Source organism: Candidatus Thiopontia autotrophica, assembly GCA_014384675.1.
GTDB lineage: Bacteria > Pseudomonadota > Gammaproteobacteria.
Map to the genome: position 1 here is coordinate 1 of JACNFK010000022.1, position 21505 is coordinate 21505.

20 protein-coding genes are annotated in these 21505 nt (G+C 49.8%); 11 read left to right on the plus strand and 9 right to left on the minus strand.

Annotated elements, in window-relative coordinates; genetic code table 11:
- Positions 1 to 18 precede the first annotated feature (18 nt).
- Both H8D24_02890 and H8D24_02895 read right to left on the minus strand, forming a co-directional pair.
- Entirely contained in the window at positions 19 to 1800 is a 1782-nt protein-coding gene (locus tag H8D24_02890) for an N-acetylglutaminylglutamine amidotransferase (GenBank protein ID MBC8519338.1), read from the minus strand.
- Positions 1801 to 1835: 35 nt separating this feature from the next.
- Positions 1836 to 3371 carry a hydantoinase B/oxoprolinase family protein gene (locus H8D24_02895; protein ID MBC8519339.1) on the minus strand — a complete coding sequence of 512 codons (1536 nt, stop codon included), beginning with the start codon at positions 3369 to 3371 and terminating at the stop codon, positions 1836 to 1838.
- A gap of 189 nt (positions 3372 to 3560) precedes the next feature.
- Here H8D24_02895 and H8D24_02900 point away from each other — a divergent pair, with 189 nt between their 5' ends.
- The 4 genes from H8D24_02900 (at position 3561) to H8D24_02915 (ending at position 6689) form a co-directional block, all read left to right on the plus strand.
- The gene (locus tag H8D24_02900) at positions 3561 to 4163 is read left to right on the plus strand and encodes a urate hydroxylase PuuD (GenBank protein ID MBC8519340.1); all 603 of its coding nucleotides are present in this window, start codon (positions 3561 to 3563) and stop codon (positions 4161 to 4163) included.
- 200 nt (positions 4164 to 4363) lie between these two features.
- Positions 4364 to 5560, plus strand: a complete 1197-nt coding sequence (locus H8D24_02905) for an acetylornithine transaminase (protein MBC8519341.1) — start codon at positions 4364 to 4366, stop codon at positions 5558 to 5560.
- Positions 5557 to 6471, plus strand: a complete 915-nt coding sequence (argF, locus tag H8D24_02910; protein ID MBC8519342.1) for an ornithine carbamoyltransferase — start codon at positions 5557 to 5559, stop codon at positions 6469 to 6471. Before H8D24_02905 ends, argF begins: the two co-directional genes overlap by 4 nt.
- On the plus strand, positions 6468 to 6689 hold the full coding sequence (locus tag H8D24_02915; GenBank protein ID MBC8519343.1) for a transcriptional antiterminator, Rof: 222 nt from the start codon (positions 6468 to 6470) through the stop codon (positions 6687 to 6689). Before argF ends, H8D24_02915 begins: the two co-directional genes overlap by 4 nt.
- Here H8D24_02915 and H8D24_02920 read toward each other — a convergent pair.
- The 5 genes from H8D24_02920 to aceE form a co-directional block, all read right to left on the minus strand.
- Positions 6677 to 7147 carry a phosphatidylglycerophosphatase A gene (locus H8D24_02920; protein MBC8519344.1) on the minus strand — a complete coding sequence of 157 codons (471 nt, stop codon included), beginning with the start codon at positions 7145 to 7147 and terminating at the stop codon, positions 6677 to 6679. The genes H8D24_02915 and H8D24_02920 overlap by 13 nt on opposite strands.
- An 80-nt stretch (positions 7148 to 7227) precedes the next feature.
- The gene (locus H8D24_02925; GenBank protein MBC8519345.1) at positions 7228 to 8442 is read right to left on the minus strand and encodes an argininosuccinate synthase; all 1215 of its coding nucleotides are present in this window, start codon (positions 8440 to 8442) and stop codon (positions 7228 to 7230) included.
- A gap of 170 nt (positions 8443 to 8612) precedes the next feature.
- Positions 8613 to 10391: a dihydrolipoyl dehydrogenase gene (gene lpdA, locus H8D24_02930; protein ID MBC8519346.1), complete on the minus strand. Its 1779-nt coding sequence runs from the start codon at positions 10389 to 10391 to the stop codon at positions 8613 to 8615.
- The gene (aceF, locus tag H8D24_02935; GenBank protein ID MBC8519347.1) at positions 10388 to 11689 is read right to left on the minus strand and encodes a dihydrolipoyllysine-residue acetyltransferase; all 1302 of its coding nucleotides are present in this window, start codon (positions 11687 to 11689) and stop codon (positions 10388 to 10390) included. The genes lpdA and aceF overlap by 4 nt, the downstream gene beginning before the upstream one ends.
- A 16-nt stretch (positions 11690 to 11705) precedes the next feature.
- Positions 11706 to 14360, minus strand: coding sequence for a pyruvate dehydrogenase (acetyl-transferring), homodimeric type (gene aceE / locus H8D24_02940; protein MBC8519348.1), 2655 nt, complete (start codon positions 14358 to 14360; stop codon positions 11706 to 11708).
- 327 nt (positions 14361 to 14687) lie between these two features.
- Between aceE and pyrC the strand changes: the two genes are divergently transcribed.
- The gene (gene pyrC / locus H8D24_02945) at positions 14688 to 15731 is read left to right on the plus strand and encodes a dihydroorotase (GenBank protein ID MBC8519349.1); all 1044 of its coding nucleotides are present in this window, start codon (positions 14688 to 14690) and stop codon (positions 15729 to 15731) included.
- Between the two features lie 176 nt (positions 15732 to 15907).
- Here the strand turns inward: pyrC and H8D24_02950 are convergent, their stop codons facing one another.
- Complete coding sequence (locus H8D24_02950; protein ID MBC8519350.1) at positions 15908 to 16444, minus strand: RNA pyrophosphohydrolase; 537 nt, start codon at positions 16442 to 16444, stop codon at positions 15908 to 15910.
- 102 nt (positions 16445 to 16546) lie between these two features.
- Between H8D24_02950 and H8D24_02955 the strand changes: the two genes are divergently transcribed.
- Both H8D24_02955 and hemJ read left to right on the plus strand, forming a co-directional pair.
- Positions 16547 to 17203, plus strand: a complete 657-nt coding sequence (locus H8D24_02955) for an HAD family hydrolase (protein ID MBC8519351.1) — start codon at positions 16547 to 16549, stop codon at positions 17201 to 17203.
- Between the two features lie 29 nt (positions 17204 to 17232).
- Entirely contained in the window at positions 17233 to 17742 is a 510-nt protein-coding gene (gene hemJ / locus H8D24_02960) for a protoporphyrinogen oxidase HemJ (GenBank protein MBC8519352.1), read from the plus strand.
- Here hemJ and H8D24_02965 read toward each other — a convergent pair.
- Complete coding sequence (locus tag H8D24_02965) at positions 17739 to 18101, minus strand: iron-sulfur cluster assembly accessory protein (protein MBC8519353.1); 363 nt, start codon at positions 18099 to 18101, stop codon at positions 17739 to 17741. The genes hemJ and H8D24_02965 overlap by 4 nt on opposite strands.
- Before the next feature lie 164 nt (positions 18102 to 18265).
- Between H8D24_02965 and H8D24_02970 the strand changes: the two genes are divergently transcribed.
- The 4 genes from H8D24_02970 to metW all read left to right on the plus strand — a co-directional run bounded on the left by H8D24_02970 (position 18266) and on the right by metW (position 21492).
- A complete protein-coding gene (locus tag H8D24_02970; GenBank protein MBC8519354.1) occupies positions 18266 to 19093 on the plus strand; it encodes a pyrroline-5-carboxylate reductase in 828 nt (275 codons plus the stop codon).
- 5 nt (positions 19094 to 19098) lie between these two features.
- Positions 19099 to 19668, plus strand: a complete 570-nt coding sequence (locus tag H8D24_02975) for a YggT family protein (GenBank protein MBC8519355.1) — start codon at positions 19099 to 19101, stop codon at positions 19666 to 19668.
- Positions 19669 to 19729: 61 nt separating this feature from the next.
- Complete coding sequence (locus H8D24_02980) at positions 19730 to 20878, plus strand: homoserine O-acetyltransferase (GenBank protein ID MBC8519356.1); 1149 nt, start codon at positions 19730 to 19732, stop codon at positions 20876 to 20878.
- Positions 20875 to 21492, plus strand: coding sequence for a methionine biosynthesis protein MetW (gene metW / locus H8D24_02985; protein MBC8519357.1), 618 nt, complete (start codon positions 20875 to 20877; stop codon positions 21490 to 21492). The genes H8D24_02980 and metW overlap by 4 nt, the downstream gene beginning before the upstream one ends.
- The last annotated feature ends 13 nt before the right edge of the window (positions 21493 to 21505 follow it).

Genomic DNA, 21505 nt, shown 5'->3' on the forward strand with positions numbered 1-21505 from the left:
CTGTTATGGACAAAACAGTTATGAAGTAATGTGTCTTTGCAGCCACTGCTCCGTTAACGCAAGCTGCCACAATTTACTTCCCTTTATTCTGGTAAAGCTATCGTCTGACATGGGGTTTTTCAGCATAGCATCCACATATTCCCTCCTATACAGTCCACGCTCAAGAGAGGCCTGTGACCCCAGAATATCACGCATAAATTCCAGAAACTCTCCTCTCACATACTTCAGGGCAGGCATTGGAAAGTACCCCTTGGGACGATCAATTACCGAATCCGGCAACAGGCCTCTGGAGATCAACTTCAGCGGCCCCTTGCCATGGTGTTTCAACTTCAATTCTGGCGGGATCTTTGCTGCCAGCTCCAGAAGATGGTGGTCCAAAAAAGGGACCCGAGCCTCCAGCCCCCACGCCATCGTCATATTGTCCACCCGTTTGACAGGATCATCAATCACCAGTGTAGTGCTGTCTGCACGCAACACCTGATCCATAAAGCTATCCGCTCCCGGTGCCTCCAGCATATCTCTCATCAAACTGGCACTATAATCCTCTCCATGAAACTCCGGAGACAACATATCCAGAATCTCTCCATGGTCTCGATCAAAGTAGTAACGACGAAAACGGTCAACTGGATCACCAGATGCCTGTTCCATCAATGGATACCAGAAATATCCTCCAAAAACTTCATCAGCCCCCTGACCACTAAGTACAACACTAATCTCTTTTGATACCTGTTCAGCCAGCAGATAAAAGCCAATCGCATCCTGCCCAAACATTGGCTCTGACATTGCATCCACAGACTCAATCAGACGAGGTAAAACCTCACTATTGGAGATAACAATTTTTTGGTGTCTGGTACTGAATCTCTCCACTACCGCATCGGAATACTCAAATTCACTGCCACTCTCTTCCAGGGAATCCTCAAAGCCGATGGAGAAGGTTCTAATATCCTTATGACCAGCCTCTGCCAGCATCCCTACCAGAAGACTTGAATCCAGCCCGCCTGACAACAACACTCCAACCGGCAGATCCGAGGCCGCACGTCTCCGCTCTATCGCATTGCTCAGAGATTCTCGTACCTCCTCAGCCCACTCCCACTCACTTTTGGTATGTGCTGATCTAACTGCACGCAGACCCCAATAGCGTCTTTTGGTCACTCCGCCATCAAGTGAACACTCTACCCAATGTGCCGGTTCCAGCTTGTGGATATCACGAAACAGGGTTCTCGGTGCCGGTACAACCGCATGGAGAGTAAAATGGTGATGCAGTGCCACCGCATCAAATTCAGTATTAACACCACCCGCTGCCAACAGCGCCGGCAAGGTGGAGGCAAAAAGCAGGCGATTTCCATCTTTTGCCCAGTAGAGCGGCTTGATTCCAACTCGATCACGCACCAGGTGCAGCTGCTCTTTATTAGAGTCCCAGATGGCAAAGGCAAACATCCCAGTGAATCTCTCCACACAGTCTCGCCCCCAGGCATGAAATGCCTTCAGAATGACCTCGGTATCTCCACTGGAGTGGAATTGATAGCCCAGAGTAGCCAGCTCCGCTCGAAGCTCCATATAGTTATAGATGGTTCCATTAAAGACGATCGAAAGTCCGCTAATCTCATCAACCATGGGTTGGTGAGCCCTTTGCGAGAGATCTATTATAGAGAGACGTCGATGTCCAAATTGTAGTGCCCCCTGATGCCATATGCCCTCATCATCAGGCCCACGAGGGCGCAACGACTGCAACATGCGCTCCATAACTGACTGCTCAGGCCTGGAGCCATCCAGCCTCAATTCACCACATATTCCACACATAAAAATTTAGGGCACTCTGTTAACTCACGATCAAGTCAACCGTAACCCGCACCTCCACCTCCGGGAGTCTCAATGGACAATATCTGACCAGCATCTACCAATATCGAACATTTTGCTGGCAATAACTCTCCATCCAGCATATTTCTTCCACTCTGCCCCTGACTGCCACCATCAACTCCCCATGGGGATATCTCTCTCCGTTCCGTCAACAGGGTCACTGTGGTCTCTTCAAGAAATTTAAATGTTCGTACAATTCCATCTCCACCAGAATGGTCCCCATCCCCACCACTACCACGACGTACAGCATACTCAGTTAATTGCAATGGTGTGCTCATCTCCAGAACCTCTACAGGAGTATTAAGTGTATTGGTCATATGAGTCTGAACCGCAGACAGGCCTCTCCCATTAAGGCTGGCACCCATTCCACCACCAATAGTCTCATAGTAGTCCCAGTGCCTTTTGTTGACCACTCCGCCCATGGCGACATTATTCATTGTCCCCTGGCTTGCTGCTGCCATCTTTTCTGGTACTGCCTGTACCAGAGCCCCGATAACTACATCCACCACACGACTACTGGTCTCCACATTACCTGCAGCAACTGCTGCTGGCCTGTCAGCATTCAGCAGTGACCCTTTTGGGGCCGTCACCGTAATGGCACGAAAGCTGCCTGCTGCTGCCGGTGTCTGTGGCGGCATAAGAGAACGAAAAACATAATAGACACCAGCTGCAGCAACCGAGAGTGGGCAGTTAATATTTCCACCCGTCTGCTCGGTTGTACCAGAGAAATCCACATTTATTCTACCTCCCTCCACCTCGATAGAGACTTTGATTGGCAGATCTCTATTTCCCGCTCCATCATCCTCCATCCGGTCCTCAAAACTGTAAATTCCATCGGGAATCTGTTTCAGTGCCGTTGATGAGAGGCGTTCAGCATAACTATTCAACTCCGAGAGTCCAACTCTGAACTCCTCAACACCAAGCTGAGAAATCCACCCCTGCAGACGGGCCATTCCCGCTCTGTTGGCACTAATCTGTGCCTCAAAATCACCCTGTGAGAGCTCTGGATTACGAAGTGTGGAGAGTATTTCTGAGTATAGGGTTTGCTGAATTTTATCTTTCCGTAGCAGATATCCCGGAGGAATAACTGTTCCCTCCTCATCAAGATGGCTGGATATGGGCATAGACCCTGGAGTATCTGCCCCTATATCTGCATGATGAGCACGGTTGACCACGAAACCAAGATGTTCGTTACTCACCAAAACCGGGGATATCATGGTTACATCAGGCAGATGGGTTCCACCAAGAAATGGATCATTAAGGATAACCAGATCACCATCCTGCCACTCCATTCTGGAGACAATATCTCTCATTGCAAAGGCCATACTGCCCAAATGGACAGGAATATGTGCTGCCTGCGCACAGAGCTCCCCGTCCGCATCAAAAATGGCACATGAATAATCCAGTCGATCACGAATGTTTGGAGAGAATGCTGAGCGACGCAGTACTGCACCCATCTCATCACAGACAGACTCAATACGACTGGAAAATATTGTTAGATCAATTGCATTCATTGTGGTTGCAACCTACAGTTTCATTAGAAAAATGTCCAGGAGTTCAGGTGGTTGCTGGATGAAAAAGTGACGAATCGATCTGTTCCGGATAAATTCACACACAACTATTGCAATTTCTCTAAAACAGCCTATAATACTTGACAAAATTACTGCGTTATTGTCTTTAAACTGACTGGAGATAGATAAAAAATGAATCCACTAAAAACACGAATTGGTACTGTGGTTGCTGGCATAGCCTTGGCACTGGTGCTTGTTGTACTTTTAAAAACCCCAAACAGTGAGGGGGTAATTGTCTACGCAGTCAACGCACTGGAGATTAATGTATGGCTCCATGCAATTGTTGGTATCACGTGGATTGGCCTGCTCTACTATTTCAATGCTATTCAGGTTCCTGGTGTTGGCGAGGCACTGGCTGATGGAGATCCTGGGCCTGCCGCAATCAACAAGTATATTGCACCACGTGCTCTCTTCTGGTTTCGCTGGGCTGCTGTACTCACATGGATTACAGGAGTAGGGGCTCTTCAACATATGGGTGGCCTGGTTGGGGCGTTCACCATGTCAGAGGGATGGCAGGTGATCGGTATGGGGGCGTGGCTGGGAACAATCATGCTGTTCAATGTATGGTTTCTTATCTGGCCAAACCAGCAGAAGATTCTGGGAATGAAAGAGGCTACTGCAGATGAGATTGCAAAGGCCAAGGTGGTTGCTCTCATGGCATCACGCACCAATACGCTACTCTCATTTCCCATGCTAATTGGGATGACAGGATTTGGTCACGGCCTCCCATTTTAGAGAAGATACTGTAACCTCTGCCTGGATCCGTGGGTTCAGGCTCTATATAAAACCCGGCTCTGGCCGGGTTTTTTTTATCTGTTGCCAAACCACAAACAATCATTACAATATCTATTCAACTGATCGGTAGCATCATTTTGAGGCTGCCGTTTTTTATTTTTGGAAAGCAATAAAGTTTTAGAAGGTTGTTTTAGAAGGTTATGAGTAACACCATTATGCCCACCTATGGGCGACTCCCTGTCTCATTTGTCAGAGGAGAAGGAGCCTGGTTATGGGATCAGGCAGATAAAAAATATCTTGATGCCCTAAGTGGTATTGCAGTCTGCGGGCTGGGACATAGCCACCCGGCAGTAACTGAGGCTATCTGTGATCAGGCTGCTACCCTGCTTCATACATCCAATCTATATGGAATCCCCAACCAACAGCAGTTGGCAGACAAACTGTGTGAGATCTCCGGAATGGAGAGTGTCTTTTTTGGCAACTCCGGTGCAGAGGCCAATGAGGCTGCGATCAAACTGGCACGTCTTCATGGCCATAACAAGGGGATTGATTCACCATCTGTCATCGTGGCCAAAGGCAGTTTCCATGGACGCACCATGGCAACACTCACGGCCACAGGAAACCGCAAGGTACAGGCGGGTTTTGAACCTCTGGTCTCCGGTTTTATCCGTGCCCCATACAATAATCTGGATGCCCTGCAAGAGATCGCAACAAATTCAAGGGGTATATCTGCCATTCTGCTCGAACCTGTACAGGGCGAGGGGGGAATACGAATTCCCGACTCAGAATATCTGGCTGGAGTCAGAGCGCTCTGTGATAAAAATGGATGGTTAATGATGCTGGATGAGGTTCAAACCGGAATGGGGCGTACCGGAAAATGGTTTGGTTTCCAGCATAGTTCAATCATGCCAGATGTCGTCACCCTTGCCAAAGGGCTTGGTAATGGACTGCCAATTGGTGCGTGTCTAACCCATGGAAATGCTACACAGCTCTTCAAGCCTGGAATGCACGGATCAACCTTTGGTGGAAATCCGCTGGTGACGCGTGGCGCCATGGCTGTTATTAGCACTATGGAACAGGAGCAGCTCCTGGAGCGTGCAACATCACTGGGAGAGCGGATCACACAGGGACTGAGGACAAAACTGAAAGAGAACTCATCTGTTACCGATATACGCAATCTGGGATTGATGATCGGCATCGAACTTAATCAGCCGTGTGCTCCCATCGTAGGCAATGCACTGGAACATGGGCTACTCTTAAATGTGACTGCAGACAGTGTAGTCAGATTACTTCCACCACTTATCCTGAGTAATGATGAGGCTGACCAGATTGCCGAACAGGTGGCTCTATTAATAAACCAGTTCACAACGACCAATAAAGAGGAGAGCAAATCATGAGCTCAACTTCTCCACGTCACTTTCTGACCCTGCTGGATCTCTCAACTGAAGATCTGAATAACATTATTCAGCGCGCTATTGAACTGAAGAAGATGCAACACGCAGGTGAGATATATGAACCCCTGAAGAACCAGGTGCTGGGAATGATATTTGAAAAATCATCCACCCGTACCAGAGTCTCATTTGAAGCTGGCATGGCCCAATTTGGGGGCAGCGCCATCTTCCTCTCCCCACGAGATACACAGCTGGGTCGTGGAGAACCTATTGAGGATAGTGCACGAGTGCTATCCAGCATGGTTGATGCTGTCATGATTCGCACTTTTGAACATGAAAAAGTGAAGACATTTGCCGAGTACTCATCTGTCCCGGTGATCAATGCATTGACTGATGACTACCATCCATGCCAACTGTTGGCAGATATTCAGGCCTATGTAGAACACCGTGGATCAATTCATGGAAAGAGTGTTGCCTGGATAGGAGACGGCAATAATATGTGTCACTCCTACATGAATGCCGCGCTCCAGTTTGGCTTCCATCTAAATATTGCGACCCCAGAGGGATACACTCCAAAAGCTGAGGTTATTGCCGCCACCGAGTCACATATCACCATGATGACAGATCCGGTTGCGGCTGTTACGAACGCCGACCTGATAGTCACAGACGTATGGGCCAGTATGGGGCAGGAGGATGAGAGTAGCGCCCGCAATGAGGTTTTCAAGGGATATCAGGTCAATGAAGAGCTGATGGCCCATGCAAAACCTGATACCCTATTCATGCACTGCCTACCTGCCCATCGTGGAGAGGAGGTCAGCAGTGAGGTGATCGATGGAGCTCAGAGTGTAGTCTGGGATGAGGCCGAGAACCGTCTCCATGCACAGAAGGCGCTACTTGAATTTCTGCTGGGCCAGTGACTGAATATACCCCTGTATCCTGCGCCATCCATAGTGAGTATGAGTTGGCCATAATGCGCCGTACTCCCACCAGAATATGTTGGACAGGTGAATCTGGCGAGTCCAGAGATGAACTACTAAACCTCACCGATCTGAATACAAGAAGTGATGGTGAATATCTCTCTGCAACTACGGTAGATGGAGAAAATCTCGAGATTAGACTGGATCAGATATTGTAGACAATCTGGAGCACTACAAAAGCGTAGCCACCCGCAATCAGATCATCCAGCATAACCCCAAGACCACCAGAGACCTGCCGATCAGCCCAACTGATTGGCCATGGCTTCCAGATATCAAATAGCCGAAACAGCAGAAATCCAGCCACAATCCAGTGCCAGCCGGCAGGGGCTGCGATCATGGTTACCCATAAACCGACGAACTCATCCCATACTATTCCTCCATGGTCATGAACCCCAAGATCATCACCGGCACGTCCGCAGACCCAGACCCCAAACAGAAATGCCAGCACAATCACTAACAGATAGGCAGGGAGTGAGAGTGGCTCTATCAACAGATAGAGTGGGACAGCCACAAGGGTACCAACGGTTCCAGGAGCAAATGGTGCCAACCCGGATCCAAACCCAAAAGCAAAGAAGTGGGTCGGGTTTGTGAATACTGTACGGACTGAAGGGGTCATGGTGTTATGAATTCCGTAAGTGAAGTTGAAAACTTGTCGAGGAGTTCATAACACCATGACCCCTTCCCCCCAGACCAACATCACCCTTTCTGCTTGGCACCAATCCGCAGTCGCAGTGAGTTAAGACGGATAAAGCCCTCTGCATCCTTCTGGTCATAAGCACCGGCATCATCCTCAAAGGTGGCAATCTCCTCACTGAAGAGGCTGTTGCTCTCGGACTTGCGCCCCACCACAATTACATTGCCCTTGTATAGTTTAAGACGAACCGTGCCATTGACGGTCTTCTGGGTCTCGTCAATTGCCGCCTGTAGCATGGTACGCTCAGGTGACCACCAGTAGCCGTTATAGACCAGCTCAGCATAACGGGGCATCATCTCATCCTTGAGGTGGGCTGCCTCGCGATCCAGGGTCAGTGACTCCATCGCCCGGTGCGCCTTCAGCAGGATTGTTCCCCCTGGGGTCTCGTAACAGCCACGGGACTTCATCCCCACATAGCGGTTCTCTACAATATCGTCACGGCCAATACCGTTATCACCACCCAGTTTGTTGAGAGTCTCCATAATGGTTGCCGGACTCATCGCCTCTCCATCGATTGCTGTCGGGTCACCCTTCTCGAAATCGATCTCTATATAGGTTGGGGTGTCCGGTGCATTTTCTGGGGAGACACTCCAGCGCCACATATCATCCTCAGGCTCATTCCATGGATCCTCCAGGATATCCCCCTCATAGGATATATGGAGCAGGTTTGCATCCATCGAGTATGGTGATTTTTTGCCCTGCTTGGCAAAATCGACCTCAATATTATGCTCCTCTGCATAGGCCATAAGCTTGGAGCGTGAGTTGAGATCCCACTCCCGCCACGGCGCAATAATCTTCACATCCGGCATCAATGCATATGCCCCCAGCTCAAAACGGACCTGATCATTTCCCTTTCCGGTTGCCCCATGGGCAATGGCATCGGCCCCGGTCTCCTGCGCAATCTCCACCAGACGTTTGGAGATCAGCGGACGCGCAATCGAGGTCCCCAGCAGATACTCTCCCTCGTAGATCGCGTTGGCACGAAACATTGGGAAGACAAAATCACGAGCATACTCCTCTCGCAGATCATCGATATAGATCTCCTTGACCCCCATCGCCTCTGCCTTGGCACGAGCAGGCTCTACCTCCTCCCCTTGGCCAATATCTGCCGTAAAGGTGACTACCTCACAACCATAGACATCCTCCAGCCACTTGAGAATGATGGAGGTATCCAGCCCGCCAGAGTAGGCGAGCACAACTTTCTTTATTTCTGACATCTGTCTGTTTCCCTGAATTTTTTGGATATTCTACCGGTAACTAACCTGGATGTTTCATAAATTCGCGTGATTATCGCGCAGGATATTGGTTTCACAAGGGATTTTCTGAAGGCGTCGCGTATCAGTGATTACGCGCAACTGAAGAAAATAACTTGTGGAACCAGGTGGCTCTATCTCTTCTTTGGAGGCATCAGATCTGTAATGGTCCCCTCAGCCATCTCCGCGGCAAAACAGAGGGTCTCGGAGAGGGTTGGGTGTGGATGGATGGTTAGGCCAATATCCTCCATATCCGAACCCATCTCGATTCCCAGTACAGCCTCGGCAATCAGTTCGCCAGCATTGGTTCCAACCATGGCGGCACCGATCAGGCGGCCTGTCTCCTTGTCAAACAATGCCTTGGTCAGCCCCTCATCTCGACCGATACTGAGACTGCGGCCACTAGCTGCCCAAGGGAAGGCCCCTTTTATATAGTCAATCCCCTGCGCCTTGGCTTCAATCTCGGTCAGCCCAGCCCATGCCACCTCTGGATCGGTATAGGCAACAGAGGGGATGGTCAGCGGTTCAAACACCGACTTGTGACCAGCGATCACCTCTGCTGCCACCTTTGCCTCATGGGTCGCTTTATGTGCCAACATCGGCTGTCCAACAACATCACCAATGGCAAAAATATGGGGGACATTGGTTCTCATCTGTCCATCTGCGGGAATAAACCCCCATTCATCAACAACTACACCCGCCTTCTCTGCATCGATCAGTTTTCCATTTGGAGCGCGTCCAACAGAGACCAGCACCGCATCAAATAGATCCTCTTCAGGAGCCTTGGCCCCTTCAAAACTGACCTTTATACCACTGTCCGTGGCCTCCATCGCCGACACCCTGGTCTTGAGATAGATGTTTTCATATTTTTTACCGATCCGCCTCTGTAGTGGACGGATAATATCCTTGTCCGCACCTGGAATTAGTGAATCCTGCATCTCCACCACGGTGATCTTTGAACCCAGCGCCTCATAGACGGTCGCCATCTCCAGGCCGATAATCCCACCACCAACAATTAACAGGCGCCCCGGAATCTCCTTGAGACGCAGTGCATCGGTGGAGTCCCAGACCCGTGGATCATCGTGCGGAAAGACCGGGATCTCCACAGAGCGAGAACCTGCCGCAATAATGGAATGCTCAAAAGAGATACTCTTCTCCCCATCTGCGGTCTCGACCGCGATGGTATTGGGGGAGGTGAACCTACCCTCCCCGGTAACCACCTCAACCTTGCGCTGTTTTGCCAGCATCCCCAGGCCACCGGTAAGACGGGTAACAACCCCATCCTTCCAGGAGCGAATCTCATCAAGATCAATCTCGGGCTTACTGAAACGAACCCCGTGGTCAGCCATGGAGTTGGCCTCATTGAGAACCTGTGCAGTGTGAAGTAGTGCCTTGGATGGAATACAGCCGACATTTAGGCAGACCCCACCTATTGATGGATGACGCTCAACCATAACCACCTTCTTGCCAAGGTCGGCCGCACGGAAGGCGGCTGTATAACCACCAGGTCCTGAACCAAGCACCAGTACCTCTGCATGGATATCTGCATCACTAGCAGGGGCAGTAGCAGCCTGTGGTGCTACCGCACCGTTATTTTCTTCAGCATCCTCACTACTCTCAGCTGTCTGTTGACCATCACTATCGGCAACACTGTCGTCTGCCGCACCATCTGCTGAGGTGATATCCATTACAAGAATTAGGTCACCCTCGGAGATCTTGTCTCCAATTGATGCCTTGATCTCTCCCACCGTACCATCGTATGGCGATGGGATCTCCATGGTCGCTTTGTCACTCTCAAGCGAGATCAGTGAATCCTCTTTGGCAACACTATCCCCCGGTGAAACCAGGATCTCAATTACCTCAACCCCATCAAAATCACCGATATCCGGCACTCTTACTTCTGTAGTCATCAGAGTAGCACCTTGCAGTATTCACGCAGTAGCTGATTGAGCCTGGTGATAAAACGGGCGCCATCTGCACCATCGATAACACGGTGATCATAGGAGAGCGCCAACGGTAGCATCAGACGCGGCTCAAACTCGGTTCCACTCCATACTGGCTTGGTCTGGGAGCGTGCAACCCCAAGGATTGCCACCTCAGGGGCGTTCACAATAGGGGTGAACTGGGTACCTCCAATACCGCCAAGACTGGAGATGGAGAAGGTACCACCCTGCAGATCATCGCCCTTCAATTTGCCATCACGGGCACGTGAACTGATCTCCATCAACTCCTCTGCCAGATCGTATACACCCTTGCGATCCACCTCTCTGACTACCGGCACCATCAATCCATTCGGGGTATCTACCGCCACCCCGATATTGTAGTAGTTCTTGATGATCAGCTGCTCATTGTCGAGATCGAGAGAGGCGTTAAACTGTGGAAACTCCTTGAGGGCCGCAACTACCGCCTTCATGATAAAGACCAGCGGAGTAAGCCTGACCCCCCGTTTTTCCGCCTCCTCCTTGTTGGACTGGCGGAACTCCTCCAATTTGGTTATATCGGCCTCATCAAACTGGGTGACATGGGGAATATTGAGCCAACATGCATGTAGATGCTTCCCTGAGATCTTCTTGATCCGGGATAGTGGCTGGCTCTCAGTCTCACCAAATTTGGAAAAATCTGGAAGTGTAATTTCCGGTATTGCACTTCCCGTAGCCTGTGGAGTAGCGCCACCCGAAAGTGCCGCCTTCACAAACTGCTTTACATCCTCCTTAAGAATTCTCCCCTTGGGGCCCGTCCCTCCAACCTGGGAGAGCACCACCCCGAGTTCACGGGCAAAACGACGAATCGCAGGAGATGCGTGTGCCTTGCCTCCTGTCGCCGGAGCAACCGGTGCCGCTGGAGTAGCTGTCTGTTGCTGGGCAGGAGTTACTGCCGCAGGAGATGGGGCAGTTGCAGCATGCTCTGCACCACTATCTGTCTGTGACTCTGCTGGAGATTCAGCCAGTGACTCCGAAACGGCAGCCTCCTCAGCTGACTCCACCATCATGATCAGTGCCCCCTCGGAGACTTTGTCTCCAACAGAGACCTTAAGCTCTTTCACCACCCCACCAAACGGGGCGGGGATCTCCATGGTTGCCTTGTCACTCTCCAGGGAGATTAGTGACTCCTCCTGCTCGATCTCATCTCCGACAGCAACCAGAACCTCAATTACCTCAACCTCCGGGAAGTCCCCAATATCGGGAACAGTGACCTCTCTTATCTCTGCCATTATCTGATCCCCTCTGTTATCGAGTCACTGGATTGGCACGATCAGCATCAATGCCATACTTGCTGATCGCCTCCGCAACCACTGAGCCATCAATTGAGTCCTCATCTGCCAGCGCCTTCAGGGCTGCCACCACCACATGATTTCGATCTACCTCAAAGAAATCTCGCAGCTTCTCGCGGGTATCACTGCGCCCAAAGCCATCCGTACCCAGAGTCTCATAATGACCCGGGATAAAGTCACGAATCTGCTCTGCATAGAGGCGGATATAGTCGGTAGAGGCGATGACAGGACCACTGGCTTCAGCCAGCGACTGCGCAACAAAACTCTCTCTTGGTGTTTCGGTTGGATGGAGTCGATTCCAGCGCGCCACATCCTGTCCCTCTCGCGCCAGCTCGTTAAAGCTGGTTACACTCCAGATATCAGAGGTGACACCCCAATCGGACTGCAGCATCTCGCTTGCTGCCTCGACCTCACGCAGAATGGCACCGCTCCCCATCAACTGGACGTGGAGCGTGCCGCTCTCCATCTTGCGAAGTGGATAGATCCCCTTGATGACCCCCTCTTCCACCCCTTCCGGCATATCTGGGTGGGCATAATTCTCGTTCATCACCGCAATATAGTAGAAGACGTTCTCCTGCTCTGCATACATCCGACGCAGACCATCCTGAATAATGATTGCTAGCTCATAGGTATAGGTTGGGTCGTAGGAGATACAGTTGGGGATGGTTCCGGCGAAGATATGGCTATGGCCATCCTGGTGCTGTAGCCCCTCGCCATTAAGGGTGGTTCTGCCCGCAGTTCCACCTATCATGAAGCCACGTGCCTGCATATCACCAGCCGCCCACGCCAGATCACCAATACGCTGGAATCCAAACATCGAGTAGTAGATATAGAATGGAATCATGCTGATGCCGTGGTTGGTATAGGAGGTGGCTGCTGCCATCCACTCCGCCATTGCCCCGGCCTCATTGATCCCCTCCTGCAGGATCTGCCCCTTGGTATCCTCGCGATACCACATTACTTTGTCAGAGTCCTCCGGCTCATAGAGCTGACCAGACGAGGAGTAGATGCCAAGCTGACGGAACATCCCCTCCATTCCGAAGGTACGGGCCTCATCCGGGACGATTGGCACCACATGGTTACCGATCTTCTTGTCTCTTGCCAAAGTAGAGAGCATGCGCACAAAAGCCATGGTGGTAGAGAGTTCCCGTTTGCCACTGCCCTTGGTAAGTGCCTCAAAAGCATCCAGCCCCGGAATCTCCAGTGGCTCATCATCCTGTCTGCGCTCCGGTAGATATCCACCCAACTCCTTGCGACGCTGGTGGAGATATTTAAGCTCCTCACTATCCTTCTCCGGGCAGATAAATGGAATCTCCTCCATCTCTGCATCGGAGACCGGAATACTGAAGCGGTCACGGAAACGGCGCATATGCTCCAGCCCCATCTTCTTCTGGGAGTGGGTTGCATTCTGCCCCTCACCAGCCTCACCCATTCCATACCCCTTGACCGTCTTGGCGAGGATAACAGTGGGCTGCCCCTTGTGTGCCTTGGCTGCACTATAGGCTGCATAAATTTTGCGGGGATCGTGGCCGCCACGCTGTAGCTTCCAGATATCCTGATCTGTCATATCGGAGACAAGATCAAGCAGCTCCGGATATTTGCCAAAGAAGTGTTTGCGAACGAAGGCTCCATCCTTTGATTTGTAAGCCTGATAGTCACCATCGACCACCTCTTCCATCCGCTTCAGCAGCAGACCGCTCTTGTCTTTCGTCAACAGGGCATCCCAACCAGAGCCCCAGATAACCTTGATTACATTCCAACCTGCACCACGGAACAGAGCCTCCAGCTCCTGAATAATCTTGCCATTGCCACGGACCGGGCCATCCAGCCGCTGCAGGTTACAGTTGATGACAAAGGTGAGATTATCGAGCTTCTCACGCCCAGCCAGGGTCACCGCACCCAGCGACTCAGGCTCATCCATCTCACCATCACCAAGGTAGGCCCAGACCTGACGCCCTTCGGTATCCAGCACCTCCCGATGGTGGAGGTACTTCATAAAGCGGGCCTGATAGATTGACTGAATCGGCCCCAGACCCATGGAGACTGTCGGGAACTGCCAGAAGTCACGCATCAACCAGGGGTGCGGATATGACGAGATCCCCTTGCCGTCGGACTCAAAACGGAAATTTTCCAGCTGTTCCCTGGTGATGCGCCCCTCCAGATATGCACGAGAATAGACCCCGGGGGCGATATGGCCCTGGAAGAAGACCAGATCTCCCCCCTTCTCTGCATCGTTACCCTGAAAGAAGTGGTTAAAACCGACATCATAGAGGGTGGCCGAGGAGGCAAAGCTGGCAATATGGCCGCCCACATTTCCGGGGCGGTGGTTTGCCTTGACTACGATGGCCATCGCATTCCAGCGAATATATGCACGCAGTTTATGCTCCAGTGATTGATCCCCTGGAATCCTCTTCTGTTGTGCGACAGGAATGGTATTAACGTAGGCTGTATTGGAGCTGTAGGGCAGGTTTGCCCCTGAGCGGCGAGCCCGGTCAATCATCTTCTCGATCAGATAGTGGGCGCGGTCCGAGCCCTCAAATTCAATAACAGACTCCAGCGCCTCCAGCCACTCCTGAGTCTCCTGTGGATCCTTATCACTCATCTCTGACATTGATAGCCTCTTGGATATAAATAGTTGGCAATTGACGATTAAGGCATCACCCTGAATAAGTCAATATTAATGGATAGTATGATCGTTTTTTTGGCTGAATAGGTCAAGGAAACCTATTACCCAAATCCACAGATAGAAACATGAATACTGCACAACATCTTGACCCATATAGCAATATTTGCTTCCTTGGGTGTATCAATAAGTACACCGCGCGGAATCAAATTTGCTCTATGGATCAATCTGTTGCACATTATCCTACGTTTCTATCTGGGGATTTGGGTATTATTTTTAGAGGAAAAAGCCGGTAAATTGTGACATGATTTGATAATGACCAACTCCATCACAATTGTACGCCCAGATGACTGGCACCTCCATCTCAGAGATGGTGACGCAATGAGCTCGGTGGTACGAGACAGTGCAGAACGCTTTGGTCGCGCCATCATAATGCCAAATCTCTCTCCACCAGTAACAACTGTAACTGCAGCACTCCAGTATAGAGATAGAATTCTTGCGCAGATACCAGATCATATGGCATTTGAACCACTGATGACCCTCTACCTTACTGACAACACGGATCCTGGAGAGATCAGGTCGGCGGTCGATAGTGGACAGATTACAGCAGCCAAACTATACCCTGCCGGAGCAACAACAAATTCCGACTCTGGAGTAACCGATATCTCAAACATCATGGGTGTCCTTGAGATGATGGCTGAGGTTAATCTGCCTCTGCTCGTGCATGGTGAGGTCACCAATCCAGAGATTGATATATTTGATCGTGAGGCTATCTTTATTGAACAAACTCTTGCCCCCCTTGCCGAGAGACTACCATCGCTACGTATAGTGCTTGAGCATATTACCACTATCAGTGGTGTCCAGTTTGTACAGGAGTCATCGGAAAATATTGCGGCAACCATTACCGCACATCATCTATTAATGAATAGAAACGCCATATTCAGTGGCGGAATCAACCCTCATCACTACTGTCTTCCCGTTCTTAAACGAGAGCAACACCGGGTTGCGCTTGTTGAAGCTGCGACCAGCGGCAATAGAAAGTTTTTTTCAGGAACCGATAGTGCCCCCCACTCCCGCAGTGCTAAAGAGAGCAGTTGCGGCTGTGCCGGCATGTATACGGCTCACGCAGCGGTTGAGCTTTATGCAGAGGCCTTTGATCAGGCTGGAGCTCTGGATAAATTAGAGGGATTTGCCAGTTTCCATGGTGCAGATTTTTATAATCTGCCCAGAAACAGGGAGAAAATCACTCTGGAGAGAAAAGAGTGGATTGTGCCTTCCGAACTGCCATTTGGAGATGACACCCTGATCCCTCTTCGTGCCAATGATAAAGTTCTGTGGAGCATCCTTCCGCAACACTAAGTAATAGCTAAGGAGGCTCTGATTAAGTCACTTCGTGACCCAATCAGATCTCCCTTACAAGTTATTCTATGGGGGAAGGGTTATGGTTCAGTATGTTACAACAACACCTATAGAGCCCTTCCCCCAAACCCCCATCCCATTAAGCTTTTTCAGAGGTTCCCTAAATCTTCGGCGGGCTAAGATTTGCTGTTTTTTGATCTACAAGAGAGTCGATACTTGTCTGGCAACCTTCGTCCGCCTTTAGGTAGACCCAAGTGAGATAGCTCGCAAAGTGCATTACGGTAGACACTACGCTTGAAGTAGACAACATCGCCAATTGGATCCCAGTAATCTACCCAGCGCCAGGCATCAAATTCAGGATGACTCACACTATTCAGCTTCACCTCCGAGTCGTGTGAAACCAGGCGTAACAGGAACCATTTCTGCTTCTGTCCTATACAGAGTGGACTTTGCCCTCCACGAATACAGCGTTTTGGTAGCCTGTATTTGAGCCAGCCACGAGTCTGTCCCAGCAGCTCAACATGCTCCGGCAACAACCCGATCTCCTCGTGCAACTCTCGGTAGAGAGCATCTTCTGGTGTCTCATTCTCATCAATACCGCCCTGTGGAAACTGCCACCCATCCTGGCCAATGCGGCGCCCCCAGAAAAGCTTACCCTCTCTATTGATGACAATAATCCCTACATTGGGACGATATCCACTTTCATCAATCACTTGTACAAACCACGCAAATTATTTTTGTTATCAAACGTTTTTACTATTGCATTGGAGTCTATCACAGAAGTGTAACGGAGGCGCTTCCTGTACAATGCGCTGATGGCACTGGCTATTTTTGATCTCGACAACACCCTGATTGGTGGGGACAGCGACCACCTTTGGGGGGAATTTCTGATTCGTCACAATTATGTAGATGGCGAGTTCTATCAAAAAGAGAATGATCGCTTCTATAGAGAGTACCAGCATGGCAGTCTTGATATACACGACTGGCTTGAGTTTCAGCTCAAACCCCTTGCTGCCCACTCGCTCACAGAACTGCAACAGTGGCGTAAGGATTTCATCGAAGAGGAGATACACCCAATTCTTCTACCCAAGGCTGCCGAGTTAATCGATACTCATCGCCGCAAAGGGGACAGATTATTGATCATCACAGCAACCAACAGCTTCATTACAGAACCAATCGCCTCAATACTGGGGATTACAGATCTCATTGCCACTGATCCAGAGTTGATAGATGGAGAGTACACTGGTGCTGTTTATGGTATTCCGTCATATCAGGATGGGAAAATTGACAGATTAAACAGCTGGCTTAAACAGCAGGATGTCACCATGGATGGAAGCTGTTTTTACAGCGACTCTCACAACGATCTTCCTCTACTGAAAATTGTCGATAATCCTGTAGCGGTTGATCCGGACAATATATTGATGGATACGGCAAAAGAGAGAGAGTGGCCAATTATCTCTCTGCGCAGTTAAGATACTCATGAACAGATGAGCATGGATCAATGAATAGAGCCTTTTTGAGAATAGTTCAACCAATAATACTGGCAGTTGTTGTCGGCATATTCTATCTACTCTTTAGAGATAGTTTTGCTACTGCCAAGGTTATCCACCTGCTTGCTCTTATCTCCTGGTTTGCCGGACTCTTCTATCTGCCCCGTCTCTTTGTCTACCATGCAATGACAGATGAAGATGCCGTGGATCAGAATCTTAAGATCATGGAGCACAAGCTCTTCTACTACATTATGACCCCGGCCATGGTGCTCACTCTATTGGCTGGATTCTGGATGGTAGAGCTTTGGCAGTGGACTATGCCGGGGTGGCTCCACTCCAAGCTTGGATTGGTACTGCTACTGGTAATCTACCACTACCAGTGTTGGAGATACCTCAATATGTTCAAAAGTGGCAACAATCAGAAAAGTCACACCTATTACCGGATATTTAACGAGATACCAACACTGCTACTGATTGGTATTGTTGTCTTGGTTGTTGTGAAACCAGCCATGAATTATTAAGAACAACCACCACCTGCAGAGCCGCATGTTCCGCATCCACTATCAGCAGGAGCCTTGGTGTTATTGAAGACAAAACTTGGGCCCTGTGGGCCATTAACATAGTCAATCTCTACACCATCCAGAGTTGCCAGGCACTGTGGGTCAACATAGATATTCAGCGCATCAGATTCAAGCACCGCATCTTCATCCCCTACTGAGTCGGCAAATGTCATCCCCCACTGGGTGCCACTGCAGCCACTACCGGCAACATATATACGAACACCCTTGATCTCATCATTATCTTCACTCTTCAGAAGAGCTGCTAACTGCTGCTCAGCATCACTGGAAATCTTGAACTCATCACTTACTGCTACTGCCATTACTCTAAAACCTCTTTTCAATTCATTAGGATCGGCTGATTGTACCACCTTATCAACAAAGATGAAGTATTTCCTGACCATTTTAGTGCGAAATAATCTGGTCTGTACAATGTTGCATACTAAACTATGGCCAAGATCTTGTGCGAACGATAGAATCAACCATTATGAAAAACAGAACAATTGCATTTATTGGTGGCGGGAATATGGCATTCAGCCTGATTGGTGGCCTGGTTGCCGGAAACTGCCCAGGATCCAATATCCACGTATCTGATCCAAAACAGGAGTCTCTGGATACCATGGAGAGAGAGTTTGGAATAGTGCCATTTCTTGATGACAACAAATCTGCAATAGATGGGGTTGATGCTATTGTGCTAGCAGTTAAGCCTCAGATCATGAGCGCTGTTGTAGCAGAGATTAGTGACAGCATAAATGGGACGCCTCTGATTATCTCGATAGCTGCCGGCATCAGAGAGGGCGACCTGCAAAGATGGCTTGGAGGCGGCTGTGCAATAGTCCGCACCATGCCCAACACTCCAGCACTGCTACAGAGCGGAGCTACAGGCCTCTATGCCAACTCTATGGTCTCTGCTGAGCAGAAAGAGCTGGCCGAATCCATTATGCGATCTGTCGGAATTACTGCCTGGCTGAGTGAAGAGAGCCAACTTGATGCCGTAACTGCACTATCTGGAAGTGGCCCAGCCTACTTCTTTCTATTAATGGAGGCGATGGAAGCTGCCGGGGTTGAAATGGGGATACCAGATGAGACTGCTCGCATGCTGACACTTCAGACCGCATTTGGTGCCGCCAAGATGGCTCTGGAGAGCCCTGAAAGCAGTAGCGAACTGCGCAACAAGGTAACCTCCCCTGGCGGCACTACCGAACAGGCAATCAACACTTTTCATGATGGTGGCTTTGATGAACTGGTATCAAGAGCTCTAACTTCTGCACGAGATCGCTCCATCGAGCTGGCTGATATCCTGGGAGAAAAATAGGAACTATGATGTCGCATACCTCCAGCGCCGGACTATTTCTGCTACAGACAATATTTTCGCTTATTACCCTGGTTGCTCTATTGCGTTTTCTATTCCAGTTAATGCGTGTTGATTTCTATAATCAGATCTCACAAACAGTCTCGCGAATAAGTGATCCTCTACTGCGGCCACTACGCAGACTCATACCGGCCACCAGACGAATTGATGGCGCCTCCCTTACTCTGTTGCTCGCCATGCAGATGCTATCCATTGCAACACTTTATGGCATAGACATTAATCCACTAGGACTGCTTATGGTAGCAATGGCAGAGATTCTCTCGTTAACTGCCACTGTATTTACCTGGTCTATTATTGTTTTGGTAATCATGAGCTGGATCCAACCACAGACACGCCATCCAGCCATATCTCTTCTGCACCAGTTGACTGCCCCAATTATGCAACCTCTGCAGAGAGCCCTGCCGGCAACAGGAAGCGGGATTGATCTCTCCCCAATTCTGGCGCTGTTTGCAATCAAACTTGTCGAGTTCATGCTGGTTGCACCCCTAAGGGATCTTGCTGCAATCTTTATAAGGTAATCAATACCCAGATATTCCAGCAGTGATTGCGCCAACCACAAAGTGTCATTAAACTCTTGCCATGCCTGAGCATATTCCAGAAGACTCTGTTGGTCTTGTTACCCCACAAAAAATCAACTTCAGCCAGCCGCTGAAGCTGACAAGCGGACACACGCTGCCATCCTATGACCTGATCTACGAGACTTATGGCAAACTAAATACCGATAAAAGCAATGCGATCCTCATCTGTCATGCGCTCTCTGGGAGCCACCATGCTGCCGGATATCACAGCATGGATGATCGCAAGCCGGGGTGGTGGGATGTGGCTATTGGTCCTGGCAAACCAATTGACACCAACAGATTCTTTGTAATCTGCCCAAATAACCTTGGGGGGTGTGACGGATCAACAGGGCCAACTACCATCAACCCGGAGACTGGGCTCCCTTACGGACCAGATTTTCCAATCATCACTGTCGAGGATTGGGTGCATAGCCAGGCACGCCTGGCCGATGAACTTGATATTCACATATGGGCCGCCGTCATCGGTGCCAGCCTTGGAGGCATGCAGGTACTGCAGTGGAGCATTACCTTTCCAGATAGGATTAAACATGCTGTTGTCATAGCTGCATCTTCCAAACTGACGGCTCAGAATATTGCCTTTAATGAAGTTGCGCGCCAGGCAATTCGTACAGATCCTGACTTTCATGGGGGGCGCTACCTTGAACATGAAACCATTCCAGAGAGAGGGTTGAGACTGGCCAGAATGCTGGGACATATCACCTATCTATCTGATGAATCAATGGGGGCAAAATTTGGGCGTGAGTTACGTGAGGAGCAACTCAACTACGATTATGGTGTTGAGTTCCAGGTAGAGAGCTATCTGCGTTATCAGGCTGACTCTTTTGTTGGGAAGTTTGACGCCAACACCTATCTACTAATGACCAAGGCACTGGACTATTTTGACCCTGCACATACGCATGGCAATGACCTGCCCGAAGCACTCAACAAAGTCACTGCAAAATTCTGCGTTATATCGTTTACCAGTGACTGGAGGTTCTCACCAAAACGGTCACAGGAGTTGGTGCGCGCACTCCTGGATAATGACCTGAACGTCAGTTATGTGGAGATTACTGCGCACCAGGGACATGACGCTTTTCTTATGCCAATCCCTCACTATATTGATATCTTCCACACCTATATGAAACGAATTGATAGTGGTGACTTACCATGACCGCTCTACGTCCTGACCAGGAGATGATATGCAGATGGATTCATCCCAAGAGCAGGATTCTTGATCTCGGCTGTGGAGATGGTCTCCTCTTAAGGTATCTGATGGATCATCTCGATGTTGAGGGTTATGGCATGGAACTGGATGACAGCAAGATACTAAACAGTCTCGAGAATGGGGTAAATGTCATCCAGTCAGATCTGGATCACGGGCTGTCAGACTATTTTGATGATGACTCATTTGACTACGTGATAATGAGTCTGACCCTGCAGGCCATGAACTTTCCTGATCAGCTACTTGATGAGATGTTACGGGTTGGCAAACAGGGAATCATCACATTTCCAAATTTTGGCTACTGGAAAAACCGCCTGCAACTGATGTTTCATGGCAAGATGCCAGTAACCAAGGCGCTTCCCAACCGCTGGTACAACACCCCCAATATACATCTCTGTACTGTGTCTGATTTTGAAAAGCTTTGTGAGAAAAAGGGAATTCGAATCCTGCAGCGCTCAGTCATAGACAACAGGCATCGTGAGCGGATGCTCTCCAGGATCTCTCCAAACCTGCTGGGTGAGACTGCCATCTATCGATTTGAAAGATTGCCATACCACTCATAACAGAAAGCAGAAA